The sequence below is a fragment of the Metabacillus flavus genome, from assembly GCF_018283675.1.
Classification (GTDB): domain Bacteria; phylum Bacillota; class Bacilli; order Bacillales; family Bacillaceae; genus Metabacillus_B; species Metabacillus_B flavus.
The window spans coordinates 841,062-859,169 of the sequence record NZ_JAGVRK010000001.1 but is presented as its reverse complement, the minus strand read 5'-3'; the positions used below and the strand labels follow the sequence as shown (position 1 = coordinate 859,169).

19 protein-coding genes, 1 pseudogene and 1 riboswitch are annotated in these 18,108 nt (G+C 43.9%); of the genes and pseudogenes, 2 read left to right on the top strand and 18 right to left on the bottom strand.

Going from position 1 to position 18,108, the window contains the following annotated elements; all coding sequences use genetic code 11:
* Window positions 1–4 precede the first annotated feature (4 nt).
* From J9317_RS04565 to J9317_RS04535, 7 genes are all read right to left on the bottom strand, one after another.
* Complete coding sequence (locus tag J9317_RS04565) at window positions 5–1,120, bottom strand: acyltransferase (protein WP_211556675.1); 1,116 nt, start codon at window positions 1,118–1,120, stop codon at window positions 5–7.
* Window positions 1,121–1,805: 685 nt separating this feature from the next.
* A complete protein-coding gene (locus J9317_RS04560; RefSeq protein ID WP_211562114.1) occupies window positions 1,806–3,152 on the bottom strand; it encodes a Na+/H+ antiporter NhaC family protein in 1,347 nt (448 codons plus the stop codon).
* 137 nt (window positions 3,153–3,289) lie between these two features.
* Window positions 3,290–3,398, bottom strand: a riboswitch (SAM riboswitch).
* Between the two features lie 183 nt (window positions 3,399–3,581).
* On the bottom strand, window positions 3,582–3,764 hold the full coding sequence (locus J9317_RS21005) for a hypothetical protein (RefSeq protein ID WP_431190669.1): 183 nt from the start codon (window positions 3,762–3,764) through the stop codon (window positions 3,582–3,584).
* A gap of 105 nt (window positions 3,765–3,869) precedes the next feature.
* Entirely contained in the window at window positions 3,870–4,199 is a 330-nt protein-coding gene (locus J9317_RS04550) for a YqzG/YhdC family protein (protein ID WP_211556674.1), read from the bottom strand.
* Window positions 4,200–4,284: 85 nt separating this feature from the next.
* Window positions 4,285–5,676: a branched-chain amino acid transporter BcaP gene (gene bcaP, locus J9317_RS04545; RefSeq protein ID WP_211556673.1), complete on the bottom strand. Its 1,392-nt coding sequence runs from the start codon at window positions 5,674–5,676 to the stop codon at window positions 4,285–4,287.
* A 168-nt stretch (window positions 5,677–5,844) separates the two neighbouring features.
* Window positions 5,845–6,309, bottom strand: a complete 465-nt coding sequence (locus J9317_RS04540; protein ID WP_249291993.1) for a divergent PAP2 family protein — start codon at window positions 6,307–6,309, stop codon at window positions 5,845–5,847.
* A gap of 338 nt (window positions 6,310–6,647) precedes the next feature.
* A complete protein-coding gene (locus J9317_RS04535; RefSeq protein WP_211556671.1) occupies window positions 6,648–7,274 on the bottom strand; it encodes an FMN-dependent NADH-azoreductase in 627 nt (208 codons plus the stop codon).
* Window positions 7,275–7,464: 190 nt separating this feature from the next.
* Between J9317_RS04535 and J9317_RS04530 the strand changes: the two genes are divergently transcribed.
* Complete coding sequence (locus tag J9317_RS04530) at window positions 7,465–7,887, top strand: pyridoxamine 5'-phosphate oxidase family protein (RefSeq protein WP_211556670.1); 423 nt, start codon at window positions 7,465–7,467, stop codon at window positions 7,885–7,887.
* 119 nt (window positions 7,888–8,006) lie between these two features.
* Here the strand turns inward: J9317_RS04530 and J9317_RS04525 are convergent, their stop codons facing one another.
* From J9317_RS04525 to J9317_RS04515, 3 genes are read right to left on the bottom strand one after another with little or no spacing between them, the layout of a single operon-like run.
* Window positions 8,007–8,747: an amino acid ABC transporter ATP-binding protein gene (locus J9317_RS04525; protein WP_284143253.1), complete on the bottom strand. Its 741-nt coding sequence runs from the start codon at window positions 8,745–8,747 to the stop codon at window positions 8,007–8,009.
* A gap of 12 nt (window positions 8,748–8,759) precedes the next feature.
* Window positions 8,760–9,425, bottom strand: a complete 666-nt coding sequence (locus J9317_RS04520) for an amino acid ABC transporter permease (protein ID WP_211556669.1) — start codon at window positions 9,423–9,425, stop codon at window positions 8,760–8,762.
* 21 nt (window positions 9,426–9,446) lie between these two features.
* Window positions 9,447–10,244, bottom strand: a complete 798-nt coding sequence (locus J9317_RS04515) for a transporter substrate-binding domain-containing protein (protein ID WP_211556668.1) — start codon at window positions 10,242–10,244, stop codon at window positions 9,447–9,449.
* A gap of 111 nt (window positions 10,245–10,355) precedes the next feature.
* On the opposite strand from J9317_RS04515, the gene J9317_RS04510 reads away from it, so the two are divergent.
* On the top strand, window positions 10,356–10,514 hold the full coding sequence (locus tag J9317_RS04510; RefSeq protein WP_211556667.1) for a hypothetical protein: 159 nt from the start codon (window positions 10,356–10,358) through the stop codon (window positions 10,512–10,514).
* 102 nt (window positions 10,515–10,616) lie between these two features.
* On the opposite strand, the gene hxlB is transcribed toward J9317_RS04510, so the two are convergent.
* The 8 genes and pseudogenes from hxlB to yhbH all read right to left on the bottom strand — a co-directional run bounded on the left by hxlB (window position 10,617) and on the right by yhbH (window position 18,002).
* The gene (hxlB, locus tag J9317_RS04505; RefSeq protein ID WP_211556666.1) at window positions 10,617–11,168 is read right to left on the bottom strand and encodes a 6-phospho-3-hexuloisomerase; all 552 of its coding nucleotides are present in this window, start codon (window positions 11,166–11,168) and stop codon (window positions 10,617–10,619) included.
* A gap of 30 nt (window positions 11,169–11,198) precedes the next feature.
* Window positions 11,199–11,798, bottom strand: coding sequence for an orotidine 5'-phosphate decarboxylase / HUMPS family protein (locus J9317_RS04500; protein ID WP_211556665.1), 600 nt, complete (start codon window positions 11,796–11,798; stop codon window positions 11,199–11,201).
* 3 nt (window positions 11,799–11,801) lie between these two features.
* The gene (locus J9317_RS04495) at window positions 11,802–12,809 is read right to left on the bottom strand and encodes a LacI family DNA-binding transcriptional regulator (protein WP_211556664.1); all 1,008 of its coding nucleotides are present in this window, start codon (window positions 12,807–12,809) and stop codon (window positions 11,802–11,804) included.
* Between the two features lie 133 nt (window positions 12,810–12,942).
* The gene (locus J9317_RS04490; protein ID WP_211556663.1) at window positions 12,943–13,581 is read right to left on the bottom strand and encodes a bifunctional 4-hydroxy-2-oxoglutarate aldolase/2-dehydro-3-deoxy-phosphogluconate aldolase; all 639 of its coding nucleotides are present in this window, start codon (window positions 13,579–13,581) and stop codon (window positions 12,943–12,945) included.
* A 15-nt stretch (window positions 13,582–13,596) separates the two neighbouring features.
* On the bottom strand, window positions 13,597–14,874 hold the full coding sequence (locus tag J9317_RS04485; protein ID WP_211556662.1) for an MFS transporter: 1,278 nt from the start codon (window positions 14,872–14,874) through the stop codon (window positions 13,597–13,599).
* Window positions 14,871–15,830, bottom strand: coding sequence for a sugar kinase (locus J9317_RS04480; protein ID WP_211556661.1), 960 nt, complete (start codon window positions 15,828–15,830; stop codon window positions 14,871–14,873). Before J9317_RS04480 ends, J9317_RS04485 begins: the two co-directional genes overlap by 4 nt.
* Window positions 15,805–16,557: a sugar phosphate isomerase/epimerase family protein gene (locus tag J9317_RS04475; protein WP_211556660.1), complete on the bottom strand. Its 753-nt coding sequence runs from the start codon at window positions 16,555–16,557 to the stop codon at window positions 15,805–15,807. Before J9317_RS04475 ends, J9317_RS04480 begins: the two co-directional genes overlap by 26 nt.
* A 276-nt stretch (window positions 16,558–16,833) precedes the next feature.
* A pseudogene (gene yhbH / locus J9317_RS04470) lies at window positions 16,834–18,002 on the bottom strand (sporulation protein YhbH).
* Window positions 18,003–18,108 lie beyond the last annotated feature (106 nt).

The following is an 18,108-nucleotide window of genomic DNA, read 5'->3' as shown; positions in this document are numbered from 1 at the left end:
ATTATTACGCAGGCTGTCTTGCACTGGCATCTGCAGCATTTGCCGGCGGTTCCTGGCTTGTTTTCTTGATTTTCGGCACAGGCAATAGGAACGTTGTAAGCGGAACGAATGTAATCAGTCTGATGGCGGCAACACAGATGATCATAACAGCAATGTACATAATGCCGACATACTGAACATTCCAATAGGGTTCCGGAAGATGCCTAGCCATCAAATACAGTACCATAGGGTGAATCAGGTAGATTCCCATCGAGTACTTGCCAATTAGCACAAGAGGATGCTTTATAACTGAAAATTTAGCGAGCAGCGGATAAATTCCAATAGCCGCGATGCTTAGAAGCGGTATATTCGCAAGGTTAGAAAGCCTGCGGTTTGATACATACCCCTTCATGTTGTATTCAATCACCGCCCCAGCTGAAACGGCAAGAGCGAGAATAAGCATTTGAACCGGGCGCTTCTGCGCAAAATTGCGGATCCCTTCCCAGTAATAGGCAAGGAATGCACCGAAGGCAAAGTAGAAAATCCAGATCGGCATAAACGACTTGCTTGCAATGAATTCTCCAATCGGACCCTCAAACGGAGGTTTAATTCCGTATAGGTTGTAACTAATTAAGAAGGAAATAAACAAGAAAATAAGAATCGTCGTTTGCGTTCTAAACAGCTTTTGAAGAAGTGGAAAAACAAGATAAAATTGCACTACGATTGAAATAAAATACAAATGATAAAACGCATTTCCTTGAATAAACCCCCCGATTTCCTCTATCGGATCGCCAATTCCCTGGCCGTTATAAACGTACATCATATAACGATATGCAACACTCCATAAAATAAAAGGAATAATAACCTTCGAAAAACGTGATTTCATAAACTTCCCAAATTGAAATCCTTTATTCCGAACCTGAAAAAACAAAAGAAAACCGCTGATGACCGCAAAAATTGGTGTCCCGAAACGGCCGATCTGGTTCAGAAAATACGAAAACCAGTCATACGTATCGTTATTCATACCAGAATTCGTTGCGGAAACGTGTACCGCCACAACAGCTAAACAAGCAAAGGCACGCAGGAAATGAATTTCAAACAAATAAGATTTACCGCTCTTCTGACTGGCCTCTTTTGCCATAACGATCACTCCTTTATTAAAAAGACTCCTTCATCATTTTAATCTGAAAAGCGGCCGAAATGGTGGCGTTCTATTAAAAGGCTTCTTTGGTCTCGTTTTGGATGCAAGGTCTTAAGATAGAGACATTCCACTTGTAAGCGCTATCTCCCTGCCATCCTGCATAAGCAAATAGTCATCACTAAACATAAATGTTTGCAAAATGGTGTTTTTGTCATTAATTGTTGTAAAAGGCAGAATAGCGGTTTATCAAGGTTTCTAATGAAACCTAATCAATCCTTTGCGAAATTTGTCGGAATTTGGAGTTAAAAGGGCAAACAGCTGATTTTTGAAGTGCTCACCGAAAACTTTTTTCAAATGGCGCACGCTATTTGGCTGTTCCGAACTTCCCAGCACTTATTTAGCCGGTACATTTTTTTCTGTTTGATGGCACACGTTATTTGGCCGTTCGGCTCTTCAATTTAGCCGTTCCTCCCGCTTATTTAGCCGTTCGGGAACCAAATTTAGCTGTTTCATTTTCTGTCCGCCGGCGCACGTTATTTAGCCGTTCCTGCCCCTTATTTACCTATTCCTCAACTGTACTATTTATGGATTGTTTCCAAACTCCATTTTGTTATATCTAAGCTGCTCACAGCCTTCTATCAACTAAAAAAAGCGATACCCTGGAAAAAGGGTACCGCTCTTAATATCAATTGGTATAGTTCTCTTTCATCTCTCCCGCTTCAGCTTGGCGGTGTCCAGCTTTCGGTTTCAGTCTTGGCAAGCCGAATGCTATGGCTAATATACCGCATAGAAGAGTCAGCATCGGATAGAATGTGTACGGAAGAATGCTGAGCGGAGAAGCTTTTACGAGCTGAGCCCCTGCCAGCATTTGGGCACCGTATGGAATCAGCCCCTGCACACTGCAAGAGAAAATATCCAAGATGCTTGCTGATTTTCTTTTATCTATGCCGTACTGATCGGCAATATTTTTCGCAAGCGGTCCTGCTGTGATAATTGAGATCGTGTTATTCGCAGTTGATAGGTTTGTTGCACTGACAAGTCCGGCAATTCCAAACTCTGCGCCTTTTTTTGTACGGATGTTTTTCGTCATAGCGTTCAGCAGGAAGGCAATTCCTCCATTATGCTTGATGAGTTCTACCATACCTCCAATAAGGACGGACAGGATGATAAGCTCTGACATTCCAGAGATGCCTTTCATCATGGTTTGAGAGAAGGTCAGGATATTGAAGCTTCCGTCTGCCAGACCGATAACACCTGTTAAGACAATTCCCCCGCCCAGTACGGCGACAACATTCAACCCGGCGAGTGCTGCGATGAGCACCCCAATGTAAGGGAGCAATTTTACAAAACTGAACTCCTTTGGTTCGACTGCTGAATCCATCCCAAGTGAAATGGCAACCAGGACGATAACTGTAACAATTGCTGCCGGCAGGACGATGAAAAAGTTCGTTTTAAACTTGTCCAGCATTTCGGTTTTCTGTGAGCGTACGGCTGCAATCGTTGTATCGGAAATAAACGATAAATTGTCTCCGAACATCGCTCCCCCAATAACAGAAGCAACAGCCAGAGCAACCGGAATTTCTGTCTCACCGCTGATTCCTGCTGCAATCGGTCCAAGAGCTGCAATAGTTCCCATTGATGTACCCATTGAGATTGAGACAAATGCTGCAATGATGAAAAGTCCTACTACTAAAAAGCTTTGAGGAAAATACGTTAAAGCCAGGTTAACTGTCGACTCTACCGCACCCATTCCTTTTGCCGCTTCCGAGAAAGCGCCGGCCAGGATGTAGATAAATACCATAATCATAATATCAGGATGTCCTGCACCCTTCGCAAAGCGTTCAACTTTTGATGTCAAATTTTCTTTTCTATTCATAAAAAGGGCAACTGCAACTGCCACAAGAATCGCTACAACCATCGGAAGCTTATAGAAGTCCCCAGTGATCACACCTGCTAAAATAAATAGCGATATAAAAATCAGCAATGGCAATAAAGCCAGCGGATTTCTTTTCGTTCCGTTATTTAAATCCATTTTCTCCACCTCGCTGCTATTCTGTTTTTCCAGCATTGCTGGTTATCATCACCTGCTGCCGGAAGATCCGCCTTATAAAAAAGACCCCTTCTTATCCTTTTAAGAAGAGGCCTTAATACACAATTTTCAGGACACTCTTCTTATCTTCCAAGCTCTGGAGCTTGCTGGATTTGGCACAGCACTCTTCAAAAAAAGTCCGCTGCCGAGGCATCGCAGGGCCAGTCCCTCCGCCTCTCATGATAAGAAGTTCGAATTAATTTATTGGCTTTTCAAAAACAATCTTTTACTACCTTAAGGGCTGACAGGATAAATGTCAAACAAAATAAGATGCGAATTTTACTTTTTCAAGAAAATAATATTCCTATTCAAAAAATAGAAAACCCTTTCATTTCTAATATAAAAGGGCACTGTATCGTTTTCAGACAATTATTATAGCACTCGAATATTTACAATTATTACTATTGATTCAAAAAAGGACTTTTCCATTCCATTAGCCCTCCGTATCTTCTGCTGAATGGCAATCAGTCCTTCAAAATCTGTTTCCTTATAATTCCGAATAACTGCAGGCTTTGGCCCATTCTCATCGAAAACGTAAAAGTCCTTCCTGTACATTGGTTTCCCCCGTCTCAAGCATTTTCTAATAATAATTAATACCGCTTTCTGAGATTTAGAAACCTTTACAAAAAAGCAGACCACTACAGATGGTCTGCTTCCGCTTCAACGTTCGGATTCTTTAAAATGAATGGATTTTACTTTCTGGGTCTTTTCATTAAATTCAACTGTTACAAATAATCCGAATTCCCTGCTGCCCTGGCGTATCCAGAGCTTAAATTTTTCTGCTGCCAATTCATCATCCAATTTTTCGCGGCCAATATGCTTATAATCCAGCAGCTTGGCATCCGGATACTTACGCTTAACCTCTTGTATAGCAATTTTAGACCACTTTGCATATGCGGGCTCCTGCTGGTGTGCTGAATAAACAAGCCTAGGCTCAGCTATCCCTGCAAGTATACCTGCTATAAGAAAACAGGAAATCCATTTTTTCATCGTACATGACACATCCCTTTTTCTTTTTAGGGTTGCGCAAACGAATAAAAAAAAGACGTGCATCCGGCACGCCTTTTTTATCCAATTATGATTTGTTTAACAAACTGTGTTTTCTTCCATAAACGAAGTAAACAATTAAACCGGCAGCCAGCCAAATCAGGAAGGCAATCCAAGTTTGCATTTGAAGCTGGAGCATTAAATACGCACAGGAGAGGAAGGCTAAAATCGGCACAACTGGAACGAATGGAGTTTTAAACCCTGCCTTCATCCCTTCTCCTGATTTTCTTAAAACCAAGATCCCAATCGAAACCGACATAAAGGCAAACAGAGTACCGATACTTGTTAAATTTGCTAATTCATCAAGCGGTATAAAACCTGCAAAAAGGGAAACGAGCAAACAGCCCAGGTATGTCGTTTTGACAGGAGTCTGCGTCTTTTTGTTGATTTTTGATAAACCGCTCGGCAGAAGACCATCACGGCTGATTGCATAAAACAGACGGGACAGGCCATACATCATAACAAGTAAAACTGTTGTCATCCCGGCAATGGCACCGATTGAAATCAGTCCCGCAACCCAGTCCTGGTTGATATAGTTCAAAGCAAAAGCAACCGGATTTTTCACATTAAGCTCTGTATAAGGGACGACTCCTGTTAAAATCGCCGATACTGCAATGTATAGAACTGTACAGATGGCTAAAGAAGCGATAATCCCGATTGGCATGTTTTTCTGAGGATTTTTAACCTCTTCCGCAGCAGAGGAAACAGCATCAAATCCGATATAAGCAAAGAATACCGTTGCAGCGCCAGTTGCTACACCTCCAAAGCCGAAAGGCATAAATGGCGTCCAATTATCAGGCTTTACATACCAGACAGCCACTGCGATAAATAAAAGAACCACCACAATTTTAATAATAACCATAATTGCATTAAGCCTCGCGGATTCTCTTACCCCCTTCGTTAGAAGAAAGGTAATCAAAAACGCAATAATGACAGCCGGAAGATCAAAATACGTTCCATTTTCCGGTGAATAGGCACTGGTCAATGCTGTCGGCAAATGGATCCCGAAGCCCCCCAGCAGCCCTTGAAAATATCCTGACCATCCGCTTGCAACGGATGCAGAGGCAAGTCCGTACTCCAAAAGCAAATCCCAACCCAAAATCCATGCCATCAGCTCGCCGAACGTTGCGTAGCTATATGTATAAGCACTGCCAGAGACCGGGACACTAGACGCAAATTCCGCATAGCATAATGCCGCAAAGGCACAGGCAATACCCGCTAAAATAAAGGATAGGACCAGTGCAGGACCAGCATGTTCTGCAGCGGCAACGCCTGTAAGTACGAAAATCCCCGTTCCGATAATCGCTCCAATTCCGAGCATCGTCAGATCAAACGCACCAAGCGTTTTGTTAAGAGAAATCCCTTTACTCCCCGAATCACTAATAATTTGATTAATAGACTTTTTCCTAAACAAATTCATTGTCTCACCCGCTATTCTTTTTTAAAATATTCAGAAATATTTAAATAATTTTTGAGATAGTCTTAATTTAATCGAACTATGTCGAAAAATCAACCGTTTTTAGAAAATTTAATTTATTAAAATAGAGAAACCTTTATATGGAAAAAGCCGGCCATGGCCGGCTCATCATTATTCGGATTCAGTTCTTGCACTAACAAGACCAATAATAACTCCCAACAACGCTCCATAAAACACCTCTTCAGGCTGATGACCCAAAAGCTCCTTCAATTCTTCTTTTTGTTTTACATGGCCCAGACCTGGAAAATGCCCTGAAAGAAGCTCGATATCCGCATCAATATCATTCACGAGTGCAGCAATCTCTCCCGTATGCCTTCTGATTCCTTGCGCATCATACATCACAATAATCCCAAAAACAACAGCCAGAGCGGTTTCGATTGAAGAACTCCCATTCTTAGCCGCTACATATGTAGCAAGAGATGATACTCCTGCAGAGTGAGAACTCGGCATCCCGCCCGTTGTAAACATTGGGCGCCAATCCCACTTGCCAGTCAGCCTCTTATGGCCAAATATTTTCAATCCTTGCGCAATCCCTATTCCTGCTAATGCTGTCAAAATTCCTCGATTCTTAATCAATTCCTTCACCTCGCGTGAGATTAGTTTTAGACTGTTCCATGGGGACTATACACTTACTCAATGTGCTTATACCCTAAATTCAGGATGAGTAAAGATTTGTTTAAGGGCTCAGACGGAGAATTAGCGATTTTTCAGCTTTTTTTGTTGAATTGCTGGTATTTAAATTTCTGCTGGCAATCCGTTAGATGCGTCTCATGTTCATCCAGGTTGGTTAAATTGAAAGTTGTCTCCTGCAAGATATTTAACTCCCGGCAATTATTTGCCTCTTGTTAAAATTCGCCATCCTCAAATCAAAAAAACCGCCCGCTGGTAAGAGCGGACGGTTTTTGAAAGATTATTTAGAAGCTTAGAGCTGCTTCTTTTGCTTTTTCTACAGATTTTCCGAAGATTGCATCTGCTGCTGCTGGGTCTGCAGCCATTCCTTCAGCAAGAACCACTGCAACATCATTGATGCCAAGGAAGCTCATTACTGCACGGAAATAGCTTTCAGTGTGTTCCATGGATTGCGCCGGTCCTTCAGAGTAAACGCCGCCGCGTGCTTCAATTAGAACTACTTTTTTGTCGCCGGAAAGTCCCACTGGACCATTTTCAGTGTATTTGAAAGTTTTTCCTGCTACTGCGATTGCATCGATGTAAGCTTTCATCAATGGAGGGAAGCCAAAGTTCCACATTGGGGCAGAAAATACCACTTTGTCTGCTTCAAGGAATTGATCTACAAGCTGAGAAAGGCGGGTGATTTTTGCTTTCTCGGCATCTGTTAGCTCCTGTCCTGCAGCAAGTTTGCCCCAGCCGCCAAGAACGTCAGCGTCGATCATTGGAAGATCTGTATTGTAAAGATCAAGTGTTTCCACTTTATCTCCTGGGTTTTCTGTTTGATAAGCATCTAAGAACGTGTTAGCTACACGTGCTGAGAATGACATTTCGTCACCTTTTGGATTTGCTTTTACATATAGAATGTTTGCCATTATTTATCTCTCCTTCAAATATTATGGGACTATATATTTTTTATTAAAGTATCTCGACTTCGAGGTTTATTTTATCTCACTCCTCCCCTTCTGTCAACCAGATAGAATTGCAGAACATTCCATGGTTTTAAACTCAAACTATTAAGGGTAAATCTAAAGTAAGCTACTCAATGGAAAGGATGAAATAATCATGGATCAGCAAGAACTAAGAGAACAAATCGTAAAATTAATCGACCAAAATAAAATCGGGACTCTTGCTACGGTTAAGAACGGTAAGCCGCATTCCCGCTATATGACATTTTTCAATGAGAATCTAACGCTTTATACTCCTACTGATATCGAAACTCATAAAGTGGAAGAAGTTGACGAGAACCCGAATGTTCATATCCTTCTTGGTTATGATGGAGAAGGTTTTGGTGATACGTACGTAGAAATTGAAGGCAAGGCTTCAATTGAGAAATCAGAGGAGCTTAAACAGCGTTTATGGGATGACAATATGAAGATGTGGTTTGACGGCCCTCATGATGATAACTACATTATTTTGAAAATTACTCCGGATCATATCAGACTGATGAATAAAAAAGGCGAGCCGCCGCATACACTGGAAGTATAATGAACCTAAAATGGGCGGACAATCCAAGTTGATTGTCCGCCCATTTTTTATGGAGAGAATGGACTGCAGATCTTATAAAAAAGAAGCTTGAGGCTCTCACCTCAAGCTTCTTCCAATCATTATTTAAACGTCGTCGACATCAAAAATTCCTTCGAACGCTCTTCTTTCGGGTTGTCAAAGAACTCATCCGGCGTTCCTTTCTCCACAATCCGTCCTTCGTGCATATAGACGATAGAATCGGCCACCTCGCGTGCAAATCCCATCTCATGAGTAACGACAATCATCGTTTTTCCTTCCTCAGCGAGCTGTTTCATCGTTTCGAGCACTTCGCCTACAAGCTCAGGATCCAATGCAGAGGTCGGTTCATCAAACAGCATAATGTCCGGCTCCATGGCGAGCGCCCTTGCAATAGCTACACGCTGCTTTTGTCCACCGGAAAGCTTGCTTGGATAAACGTCCGCCTTGTCCTCAAGCCCTACTTTTTTCAAAAGGTCTTTGCCTAGCTGAACGGCCTGCTCTTTTTTCATTTTTTTCACCATAAGCGGTGCTTCTATTACGTTTCCAAGCACTGTCTTGTGAGGAAAAAGGTGAAAATGCTGAAATACCATTCCGACTTTTTGGCGGACCTCATTGATATCATGTGATTCCTTTGTTACTTCCTCACCTTCAATGACTATCTTTCCATTATCGCGCTTCTCTAAAAAATTCAGGCAGCGCAGCAAGGTGCTTTTCCCCGAACCGCTGGCGCCGATCAGGCAGACCACTTCACTCTCATACACTGTCATATCTATATCTTTTAAAACATGAAGATCTCCGAACGATTTATTCAATTTCTCCACTTTTATCATTTCTCTTTCCATGGTTGCCTCCTTCTACCGGTCACTGACGGCCAGTTTTTTCTCGATCAGGTTGACAGCTATCGTCAAAATTGCCACGACAATTAAGTAATAAACTGCGACAATCAATAAATATGTCATTTCATCAAAGTTGTTCGACCCGAGCGTTGTCGCTACGTTAAATAATTCATTCATTGAAATGAAGGCGGCCAGGGACGAATCTTTTAATCCGATAATAAATTGGTTCCCGAGCGGCGGCAGTGCGCGGCGGAATGCCTGCGGCAGTACAATTCTGCGCATGGCAAGCGACCGGGTCATTCCAAGAGACCGTCCCGCTTCCATTTGCCCTTTGTCGATTGATTGAATGGTACCCCTGAAAATTTCGGCGATGTAAGCACCATTATGAAAGGCAAGCGCTAGCGATGCGGCCCAGAAATCCGGAATTAAAAAGATACCGCTAATCCCAAAATACAGAATAAAAATTTGAACGATGAGCGGTGTTCCGCGAACCAGATAAATATACGCATCCGATATGTACCCCAGCGGCTTTATATTGGAAATTTTTAATAGTGCAAAAAACAAACCGATAAAAATCCCGATGATAATGGATACAACCGTGAGCTGCAGAGTGAGCAGCATGGCCTTTAAAAAAACATCATAGCTTTCTCCGAATACTTGAAAAAAGTGCGGCAAACTAGGCAATGATCCGACTCCCTCTCTTTATTATTTTTTTGGTTTTTCCGTTGCTTCTTCTTTTGTAATGTCTTCCCCGAAATATTCAATGCTGATTTTCGCTAATGTTCCATCCTTGCGCAGGTTTTCAAGCGCTTCGTTCACTTTTTTCTCCATCAGCGGATTGTCCTCGGGGATGACCACTGCCTGGGCACTCCGTTCAATCAGCTGCTGGCCCTTAATTTTAAAGCCTTCATTTGCAGCGCTTCTGCCGGTTACAAAATCAGTAATAACGGCGTCATGACGTCCTTCACTAAGTGCCTTCAGGGCTGTTATGTCACTATCATATATTTTCACGTTCCCCGTGTACTGCTTCGCTGTATCAGCGTATGTAGATCCTTTTGCTGCGGCAACCTCTTTTCCTTTCAGATCAGCAGTTGTTTTAATATCGCTGTCCTCTCTTGTGAAAATTTGAGGTCCAGAATAATAGTAGGGAGTGGAAAAACGAACATACTTTGCCCGCTGATCATTGATCGTGTGGCTCGCAACCGCCACATCGGCTCTTCCTGTTTTAACCCCTTCTACAATTCCTTTAAATTTAATCCGTTTCTCAACCGGCTTTAGCCCCAGCTCTTTTGCAATTGCCTTTCCAACTTCCACATCAAAGCCTGTCATTGTCATATCGTTTCTGACATAACTAAATGGCTTGAATTCTCCGGAAGCGGCAAAGATAAACTCTCCCTTATGCACAAGCTCCAAGCCGTCTTCGCCTTTTTCCTTATCGGCACAGCCTGTAAGCACGGCAGTCATAAGCATAACGCTCATCATCCATATCGATACCTTCTTCATCCGAATACCTTCTCTCCCTTCTGTCATGGATCAGGTTTGTAAGCCATTGGTATTACATACCCAATTTTCTGAATTTTTAACCTGAATAAAAATTACAGGATTGAGTTTTCAGTGAAACGTTTCGGTAAACGATTCTTTATAACTAGTTACATACTGCTGAAACTCATCTCCAATGAACCCGTTGAGGATGAGCGCATTTATGTACCCCTTATTGAGGGAAAATCGACTGAACAGACAAAAGAAATGCAGCACGGATCGTCCAAAAAATAATGAAGATAAGGATCGAGCAACTGCAGGAGTACTGCGAAAAATGAAGATTGAAACGCCAAAGAGCCTGGGAATTCTCCCAGGCTCTTTCAATTGGATTTCTCACTATTCCATGTTGCTATGCATCCCCAAAACCTGATCATGATCGAGGCTCTTCCGTTCAGACAGGCTCAGGCAAATCCAGTCAAACAGCAAATGGATACTCTGATCGAAAAGGGATCCGAGCGGCTGGATGCTCATCTTTTCTCCCGGCTTCCTGTATTTCGTAGCCGCCGGCACGATCACAACCGACTCTTCTCCGGCGTTCTGTGCAAGCAATGTATCTGCATTCGCTGTAAAAACGAGCAGCTCTGTCCCCTGCTCTTTTGCTTTTACAGAAAGCCATTCCACGCTTTTCGTTTTTCCGGAGCCGGATACAAGAATAAGCAAATCTTCCTTTTGTACAGAAGGAGTGGTCGTTTCGCCGATGACATAAACGATTAGACCAAGGTGCATGAGCCTCATAGCAAATGATTTGGCCATGAGACCGGAGCGCCCTTCCCCGGCTACAAAAATCCGTTTTGCCCTGTAGATCCTTTCCAATGCTTTTTCTGCAGATTGCCTGTCTGTTTGTTGGAGGACGGAGGAGACTTCCTCGATGATTCCATTAAAATTCAATGCTGCTCATTCCTTTCATACAGGCTGCTTTTAGATCGGCGGCAGCCATTGCAGGATCGGCCGCCTTCGTGATACTAGAGCCGGCAATAATGATTTGGACTCCGGATTTTTGCAGGGAGGGAATACTTTCGACCCCAATCCCCCTGCTGCCGCAGTTCGCACTCCCATCTCCTTCAAGAAAGGCAGCACCTCAAATACATGGCTTCCCTTTCCGCTTTCCTGCAAATCCTTGCTTGTATGGACACAAAAGACGGCAGGATAGTTTACAATTTTTTTTAATTTCTCCAAATCCGTGTTCAGTAAATCGATCATAACCGTCCTGCCTCGTTTTGCCGCTTCATTGATGCAAATTTCAATTGTTTCTCCCGGCGCTGCCCCCATAACAGTAAGGATGTCAGCACCTGCGTCATATGCGAGCTTTGATTCATAAACAGCGTTATCCATGACCTTCATATCTGCCATAACCAGCTTATCCGGAAAGGCTTTTTTCACCTCAAATACACTCCGCATTCCGAATTCCTTTATGAGGGACGTTCCCACTTCCACATAATCCGTAAAGAAGTCTGTTCTTCTTGCAAAATCAATTGCATCCTCCAGACTAAGCCGGTCGAGCGCAAGCTGCAGCTCCATGTTTCATCCTCCGATCGTGGTTGATGATTCTCTAATCTTCAACTCCGTCTGGAATACGAATAATCCCGTTTTATCAGATTTGCCGCTGATTTGTTCGAATAATAAGTCCGCAGCCTTCATACCCATCTCGTAGGCGGGCTGGTCAATTACCGTGAGAGCAGGCTCAGATATGGCCGCCATTTCAATATTATCGAAGACAACGAGAGCGAGATTTCTGCCGATACGGATTTCATTTTTACGGGCGAACTTCATCACTTCAAAATACGTCAGATCATTCCCGGCAATAAGTGCGGTCGGCCCTTTCCCGTTAGCAAACATCTCTTCAAGGACCGATACCATCTCCGAAATTTCAACAGATCTCATGAAATGCTCATTGACCGGTTCCCCTCGTTTTTCAAGTGCTTCTATAAATCCGGCCACCCGCTCTCTTCTTGGAAAGATCGTTGGAGGCGGCGTTAAAATCGCAAGCTTTTCATGGCCTTCCTTCAAAAGGTGACCGACAGCCTGATCCATTGCATCCCGGTTGTCGACAACCACCGTATTCACATCGATCCCATCCAGTTTGCGGTCAACGAATACCACAGGGTACTTCTCTGACTCAAGCTTTTTATAGAGCTCAGGGTTTTTCCCAGTAGGAAAAATCACGAGTCCGTCAACCTGTCTCGCTCTCATGCTTTCGATATACTTTTTTTCCTTATTCTCATCTTCATAAGAATTGCAGAAAATCACCTGGATGTCTTTTTCCTGAAAATAATCCTCGATCGCCCGGCTCATCTCCGTGGAAACGGTATGAACGATATTGGCGGCGATAATGCCGATAAGCGACGTTCTTTTTTGCTTCAGGCTTCTTGCTATATAATTTGGATGATACCCGAGCTCATCTATCGCTTTTTTGATCCGATCCTTCGTTTCCTGACCCATATATTCAAATCGTCCGTTTAAAAATTGAGAGACTGTGCTTTTACTGATTCCAGCTGCTGTGGCTACATCTGCCATCGTTACGCGTTTCATCTAATCCGTCCTCTTGTCTATAGATTCTTCCTCTATTGTACTGTTCCAGGGAGTCGATATCCATCTAAGAAGAGGACAAGCTGATTATCACGTAAAACTTTTCAATAAGTCACCACCTGATGGAAGGGGCGTTTCATTTCACCTGGAAACCGCGGACACATTCACTGAATTGGCGCGCCCTCTCCGTAAGCTTGATCAGACTGTCCCCATCAGCCGCCATTCCGCCGCTAACCAGCGTGCTCCCCACACCAATTGCTGCTGCCCCAGCCTTCAGGAAGGCTTCCATATTATCGAGGCCGATTCCGCCTGTCGGCATGAGCGGTATATGGGGAAGCGGTCCTGCTACTGCCTTTAAAAATTCTGGCCCCAAAACATTTGCTGGAAATACCTTCACTAAATCTGCTCCCGCTTCATAGGCAGTGAGAATTTCAGTAGGAGTCATTGCACCAGGTACACTGATGACCCCGTATCGCTTTGCCATACGGATTGTGCCCAAGCTGACAGTCGGTGAAAAAATAAATTTCGCTCCGGCTGAGATCGCTGTTCTTGCCGTCTCCGGATCCAGTACCGTCCCCGCTCCTACTAAAACCTCTTCATTGAACTCCTCGTTTAACCGTTCAATCACCTGGATCGCCTTCGGGTTTTCCATCGTAATTTCAAGGGCGGTTACCCCGCCATCCTTCAGGGCCTGAGCAATCGGAACAATCGTATTCGGATTAGCCCCTCTTATAACGGCTACAACACCGCTTTCCTGAATTGCATTTGCTCTCATTTTCCATTCCTCCTGTTAAGCGCTTTTTACGGCAGATTGATGTCTGGCTGCAGCTGTATTCTTTACGGCAAAAATCGTAATAATCGCTGACAGAAGCAGGGCACCTGACATGAAAAGATAGGAAGCCCCAAATCCTCCTGTTGTCCCATTTAAATAACCAACAAGGTAGGAACCTGCAAATGATCCGAGTGCCCCCATGCTATTGATGAGCGCCATAGCGCCGCCTGCGACATTACGTGGCAAAATCTCCGGAATGATGGCAAAGAACGGACCATATGGGGCGTACATCGCTCCTCCTGCAATAATGAGCAAAACAAAAGACAGCCAGAAATTGCTCGTTCCAATTAGATAGGAACCATAAAACGCGAGTGCTCCAATCAGCAGGAACGGCCAGACAAAAGCACTTCGGTTAAGCGTTTTATTTGAGAAATAAGACGCGGACAGCATTCCGATAATCGCTAAAATATAAGGCACAGAGGAAAGCCATCCTGTCGTGACAATGTCCATGTTCGGCGCTGCTTTAATAATAGAAGGAAGCCACATCACAAACCCGTAAACCCCTATGCTCCAAAGCGCATATTGAAGACTGAGCAGAATAACCGTTTTAGATTTAAATGCTTCTGCGTAATTTTTCACAGGCTTCAAGCCTTGCTGCTCTTGATCCAGCTGCATTTGCAGGTCTCTTTTTTCCTGCTCGTTCAGCCATTTGGCGTCCTTTGGATCGTCATTAACGAGCTTCCACCAGAAGAATGCCCAGATTAATGCCGGCAGCCCTTCCAAAATAAACATCCAGCGCCAGCCAACGGATTCTACTAAATATCCGGATAGAATCGACATCCACAGCACAGTTGCCGGATTTCCAAGAATAAGAAAAGTATTCGCCCTGGACCGTTCCGCTTTCGTAAACCAGTGGCTTAAAAAAACTAGCATGGACGGCATAACAGCACTTTCTACGACTCCCAGCATGAAGCGGATGACAATCAGAAGGTTCACGTTTGTAATCAATCCCGTAGCCGTTGCCAGTCCGCCCCATAAAATAAGTGACCAGAAAATCAGCTTTTTTGCACTTTTATTTTCCGCATAATGAGCTCCCGGAATTTGAAAAAAGAAGTACCCCAGGAAGAAAAGCGACCCGAGCAGCGATGACATCGCTGCCGTGATATGCAGATCCTCCGCCATTCCTCCCGCTGCCCCGAAGCCATAATTGGCTCGATCCAGATAAGCGAGGCTATACGTAATAAATGCAATTGGAATCAAACGAATCCAGCGCTGTTTGGATAATGTCCCTTTCATACCTCATCAGCCTCCTTCACATGCTTTTTCATATATCGTTCTAGCTCTTCTCTTACCGGGTAGCCATCACTGTCGCCGATAGACTGAACCGCCATTGCCCCAATTGCATTTCCTCTCAGAACAGCCTCTTCCATTGGGAGACCCTTAAGAATTCCACTCACAAAACCGACGGCAAATCCGTCTCCTGCCCCGACGGTATCTACGACTCTATCAACCTTGAAGCCTTCCACAAGCCCTTTCTGCCCTGCTGTTTTAAAGAACGCTCCATCCGGTCCCAGTTTAACGGCCACTGCCTTCACACCATGTTCCAGGTAAAAATCTGCAATTGTTTCAGGCTGACTAGAGCCTGTCAAAATACGTCCCTCTTCCACTCCCGGCAGAACAAAGTCTGCCTGGAATGCTGCTTTATTAATCTCTTCAGCCATTTCCTCCTGCGAGTTCCATAAAGCTGGTCTCAGGTTCGGATCAAATGAAACCGTTTTGCCCGCTTCCTTCATCAGCGTAAGGATGTGATGAGAAAAAGCCCTCGTCTGTTCAGACAAAGCAAGCGGAATCCCCGTTAAATGGAGGTGCTTTGCCGAAAGAAAATAGCTGCTGTCGGCATCTTCGGGTGAAAGAGTGCTTGCTGCAGAACCTCTTCTGAAATACTGCACCTCAGGATCTCCCTCTAAAACCTTGGATTTAATCTGGAACCCAGTCGGATAGCGGGAATCCGTCAAAACACAGTCAACATTCACGCCTTCTTTTTTCAGCCGGTCCATAATAAATTCGCCAAATGCATCGCTTCCGACCTTGCTCGCCCAGCCGCTTTTAAAGCCAAGCCTCGCAAACCCTATCGCTGTATTGGTTTCCGCCCCCGCCAGAGACCTGGTGAAATGCTCTGCTCTATAAAGAGGTCCTGTATCATCGGCTATGAACATGGCCATTGCTTCACCGAACGTCACTGTATCCAACATTTTTTTCACTCCTTTTAAAATGGTTAACGTATTTCACAGCCTCAGCCTTTGTTCTTATAGGGAACTCAAGTCCGATCGGACAGTTTTCAGGCAGTACGCTCAAAACCTGGCTGCACAAAGACTCCTTATGCAGTTCAGGAGGCGCGGTAATCAGCTGATTCCCTTCCATGACGGTTTCCTTTAGGTGAATGTATCGAACATATTTCCTTAGTCTGCCTGCTGCGTCCATCAGATCTTCTCCTGCATACCGCCAGTTCCCTGTATCAAACACCATGCCAATCGGCAAATCAAAACAGGAAACGCTTTCAAAAAATACTTTCATTGGCGTTATTTTTCCCCCGTAGGATGTTTGATCATTTTCAACATAGAGAACCTCGGATTCTTGGAAATGAGACATCAGCTCTATCAAGCTCTCAATCTCAAAAACCTGGGGAATAAAATAGCCAAGCGATACCTTCAGTGCTCCTGCACCGTGCCGTTTCATTTCATCTGCTAATTGGAACATTTCCTTATTGAGCCTGCCTTGTTCATCAAAGAGCTCGGCCGGAGCCGAATACACATCTTCCTTGGTGGCTTTAAGCGGCAATTCAGCTTCCGTCATACGCTCTTTTCTTATTTCCGCTCCATCAGCTCCGACTGAATGAATGAGGGGAAAAAGCTGGGCATGATCGTCTAACTGGAGTTCCCCTCCATCCAAAGCATGGAAAGGGATGACGATGGATCTCAAAATAAACACCTCCTAATTCTTAATAAATCGGTTTAGTAAATCGGTTTAGTAACAGTATATTAGAATGTAAGCGTTTTAACAAGGTTTTTATCACTCTGTTTTTGCATAATCTGGTACTGCGCTTAGGATAAAAAATAAACAGGCTGACACGTCGACGCGGCAGCCTGTAAACACTTCCTGTTTATGTTTGTAATTATATAAACATTTCATTGTTTCGTTTGGTAATTGTCAATCATAAAAAAAAGCCCTGCATACATGCTGTACGCAAGGCCCTGTTCAGCTAGTCATTTCAGCTGCTTCTTTTCGGAAAAAGCTTTTCATCGCATGGAATACATCGACTTTTTGCTTGAGGATATAATAGCGGAAGTTTTCATTGGTGATGTTTTTATAAGCGGACATTAAGGTCGAGTGCCGGTTATACTGATTGACCTCGCCGTATCCAAACATATTGGATACCTTCATTAATTCACCGACAAGCTTCACACATCTCGCATTATCGGACGTTAGATTATCCCCATCTGAAAAATGGAATGGATAAATGTTATAACGGGCAGGCTGGTATTTTTCATCAATGATTTCAAGGGCTTTCCTGTAAACAGAGGAGCAAATCGTACCTCCGCTCTCTCCTTTATTGAAAAAATCTTCTTCAGATACAACCTTTGCTTCAGTATGATGGGCTATGAATTCAATTTCCACATGCTCATATTTCGTACGGAGAAACCTCGTCATCCAGAAGAAAAAGCTTCGGGCCATGTACTTTTCCCATAATCCCATACTGCCGCTTGTGTCCATCATCGCAATAACGACTGCCTTGGACTCCGGCTTAATAACCTCATTCCATGTCTTAAACTTCAAATCCTCGGGATAGATCGGATAGAATTGCGCCTTTCCCTTCATTGCGTTTCGTTTATAAGCAGACATCATCGTCCGTTTCTTATCGATATTTCCCATCAAACCGGTTTTGCGGATATCGTTAAACTCTATATTCTCCACAACATTCTCTGCCATTTCCTTACGCTTCAGGTTGGGCAGCTCCAGCTCGCTGAACAAAGCCTCCTGAAGCTCCATCATGGACACTTCGGCTTCGTAATAATCTTCCCCGCCTGGTCTCCTGCTCCCTGGCCTTTTCCTGGTCCCTGACCCTGCTGCGAACCGTCCCGTGCGACTACATCTCCCACCTGGCTGTCGCCGTCACCCTGCCCGACATGTTTGTTTTTATCATAATTATAGCGGATCTTATATTCATCGAGTGACCGGATTGGAATCTTCACTACGTTTTTACCATTGGACATAATGATGCTTTCCTCGGTAATCAGGTCAGGCAGGTTATTTTTAATCGCTTCCTGAACCTTCTCCTGATGCCTTAGCTGGTCGTCATAGCCTTTGCGGTGGAGGGACCAATCTTCATTCGAAATGACGAAGTTGCTTGCGTCTCCTTTTGACATATTCCCCTTCCCCTCCAAACTTTTTAAAAATTGCTCTGCCATCTGTCACCGATTTGGAGCCCATTGCATATGATGTCGGTGAATGAATTTCTCTCCGTTGGCTGAT

Coding starts and splice junctions, on each gene's coding strand:
- bcaP (WP_211556673.1), bottom strand. CDS start 5,676: ATGAATTTGTTTAGGAAAAAGTCTATTAATCAAATTATTAGTGATTCG.
- J9317_RS04525 (WP_284143253.1), bottom strand. CDS start 8,747: ATGGAAAGAGAAATGATAAAAGTGGAGAAATTGAATAAATCGTTCGGA.
- J9317_RS04515 (WP_211556668.1), bottom strand. CDS start 10,244: ATGAAGAAGGTATCGATATGGATGATGAGCGTTATGCTTATGACTGCC.
- J9317_RS04485 (WP_211556662.1), bottom strand. CDS start 14,874: ATGAAAGGGACATTATCCAAACAGCGCTGGATTCGTTTGATTCCAATT.
- J9317_RS04530 (WP_211556670.1), top strand. CDS start 7,465: ATGGATCAGCAAGAACTAAGAGAACAAATCGTAAAATTAATCGACCAA.
- J9317_RS21005 (WP_431190669.1), bottom strand. CDS start 3,764: ATGTACAGGAAGGACTTTTACGTTTTCGATGAGAATGGGCCAAAGCCT.
- J9317_RS04560 (WP_211562114.1), bottom strand. CDS start 3,152: ATGGATTTAAATAACGGAACGAAAAGAAATCCGCTGGCTTTATTGCCA.
- J9317_RS04565 (WP_211556675.1), bottom strand. CDS start 1,120: ATGGCAAAAGAGGCCAGTCAGAAGAGCGGTAAATCTTATTTGTTTGAA.
- J9317_RS04480 (WP_211556661.1), bottom strand. CDS start 15,830: ATGTTGGATACAGTGACGTTCGGTGAAGCAATGGCCATGTTCATAGCC.
- J9317_RS04495 (WP_211556664.1), bottom strand. CDS start 12,809: ATGAAACGCGTAACGATGGCAGATGTAGCCACAGCAGCTGGAATCAGT.
- J9317_RS04500 (WP_211556665.1), bottom strand. CDS start 11,798: ATGGAGCTGCAGCTTGCGCTCGACCGGCTTAGTCTGGAGGATGCAATT.
- J9317_RS04490 (WP_211556663.1), bottom strand. CDS start 13,581: ATGAGAGCAAATGCAATTCAGGAAAGCGGTGTTGTAGCCGTTATAAGA.
- J9317_RS04550 (WP_211556674.1), bottom strand. CDS start 4,199: ATGAAAAAATGGATTTCCTGTTTTCTTATAGCAGGTATACTTGCAGGG.
- J9317_RS04535 (WP_211556671.1), bottom strand. CDS start 7,274: ATGGCAAACATTCTATATGTAAAAGCAAATCCAAAAGGTGACGAAATG.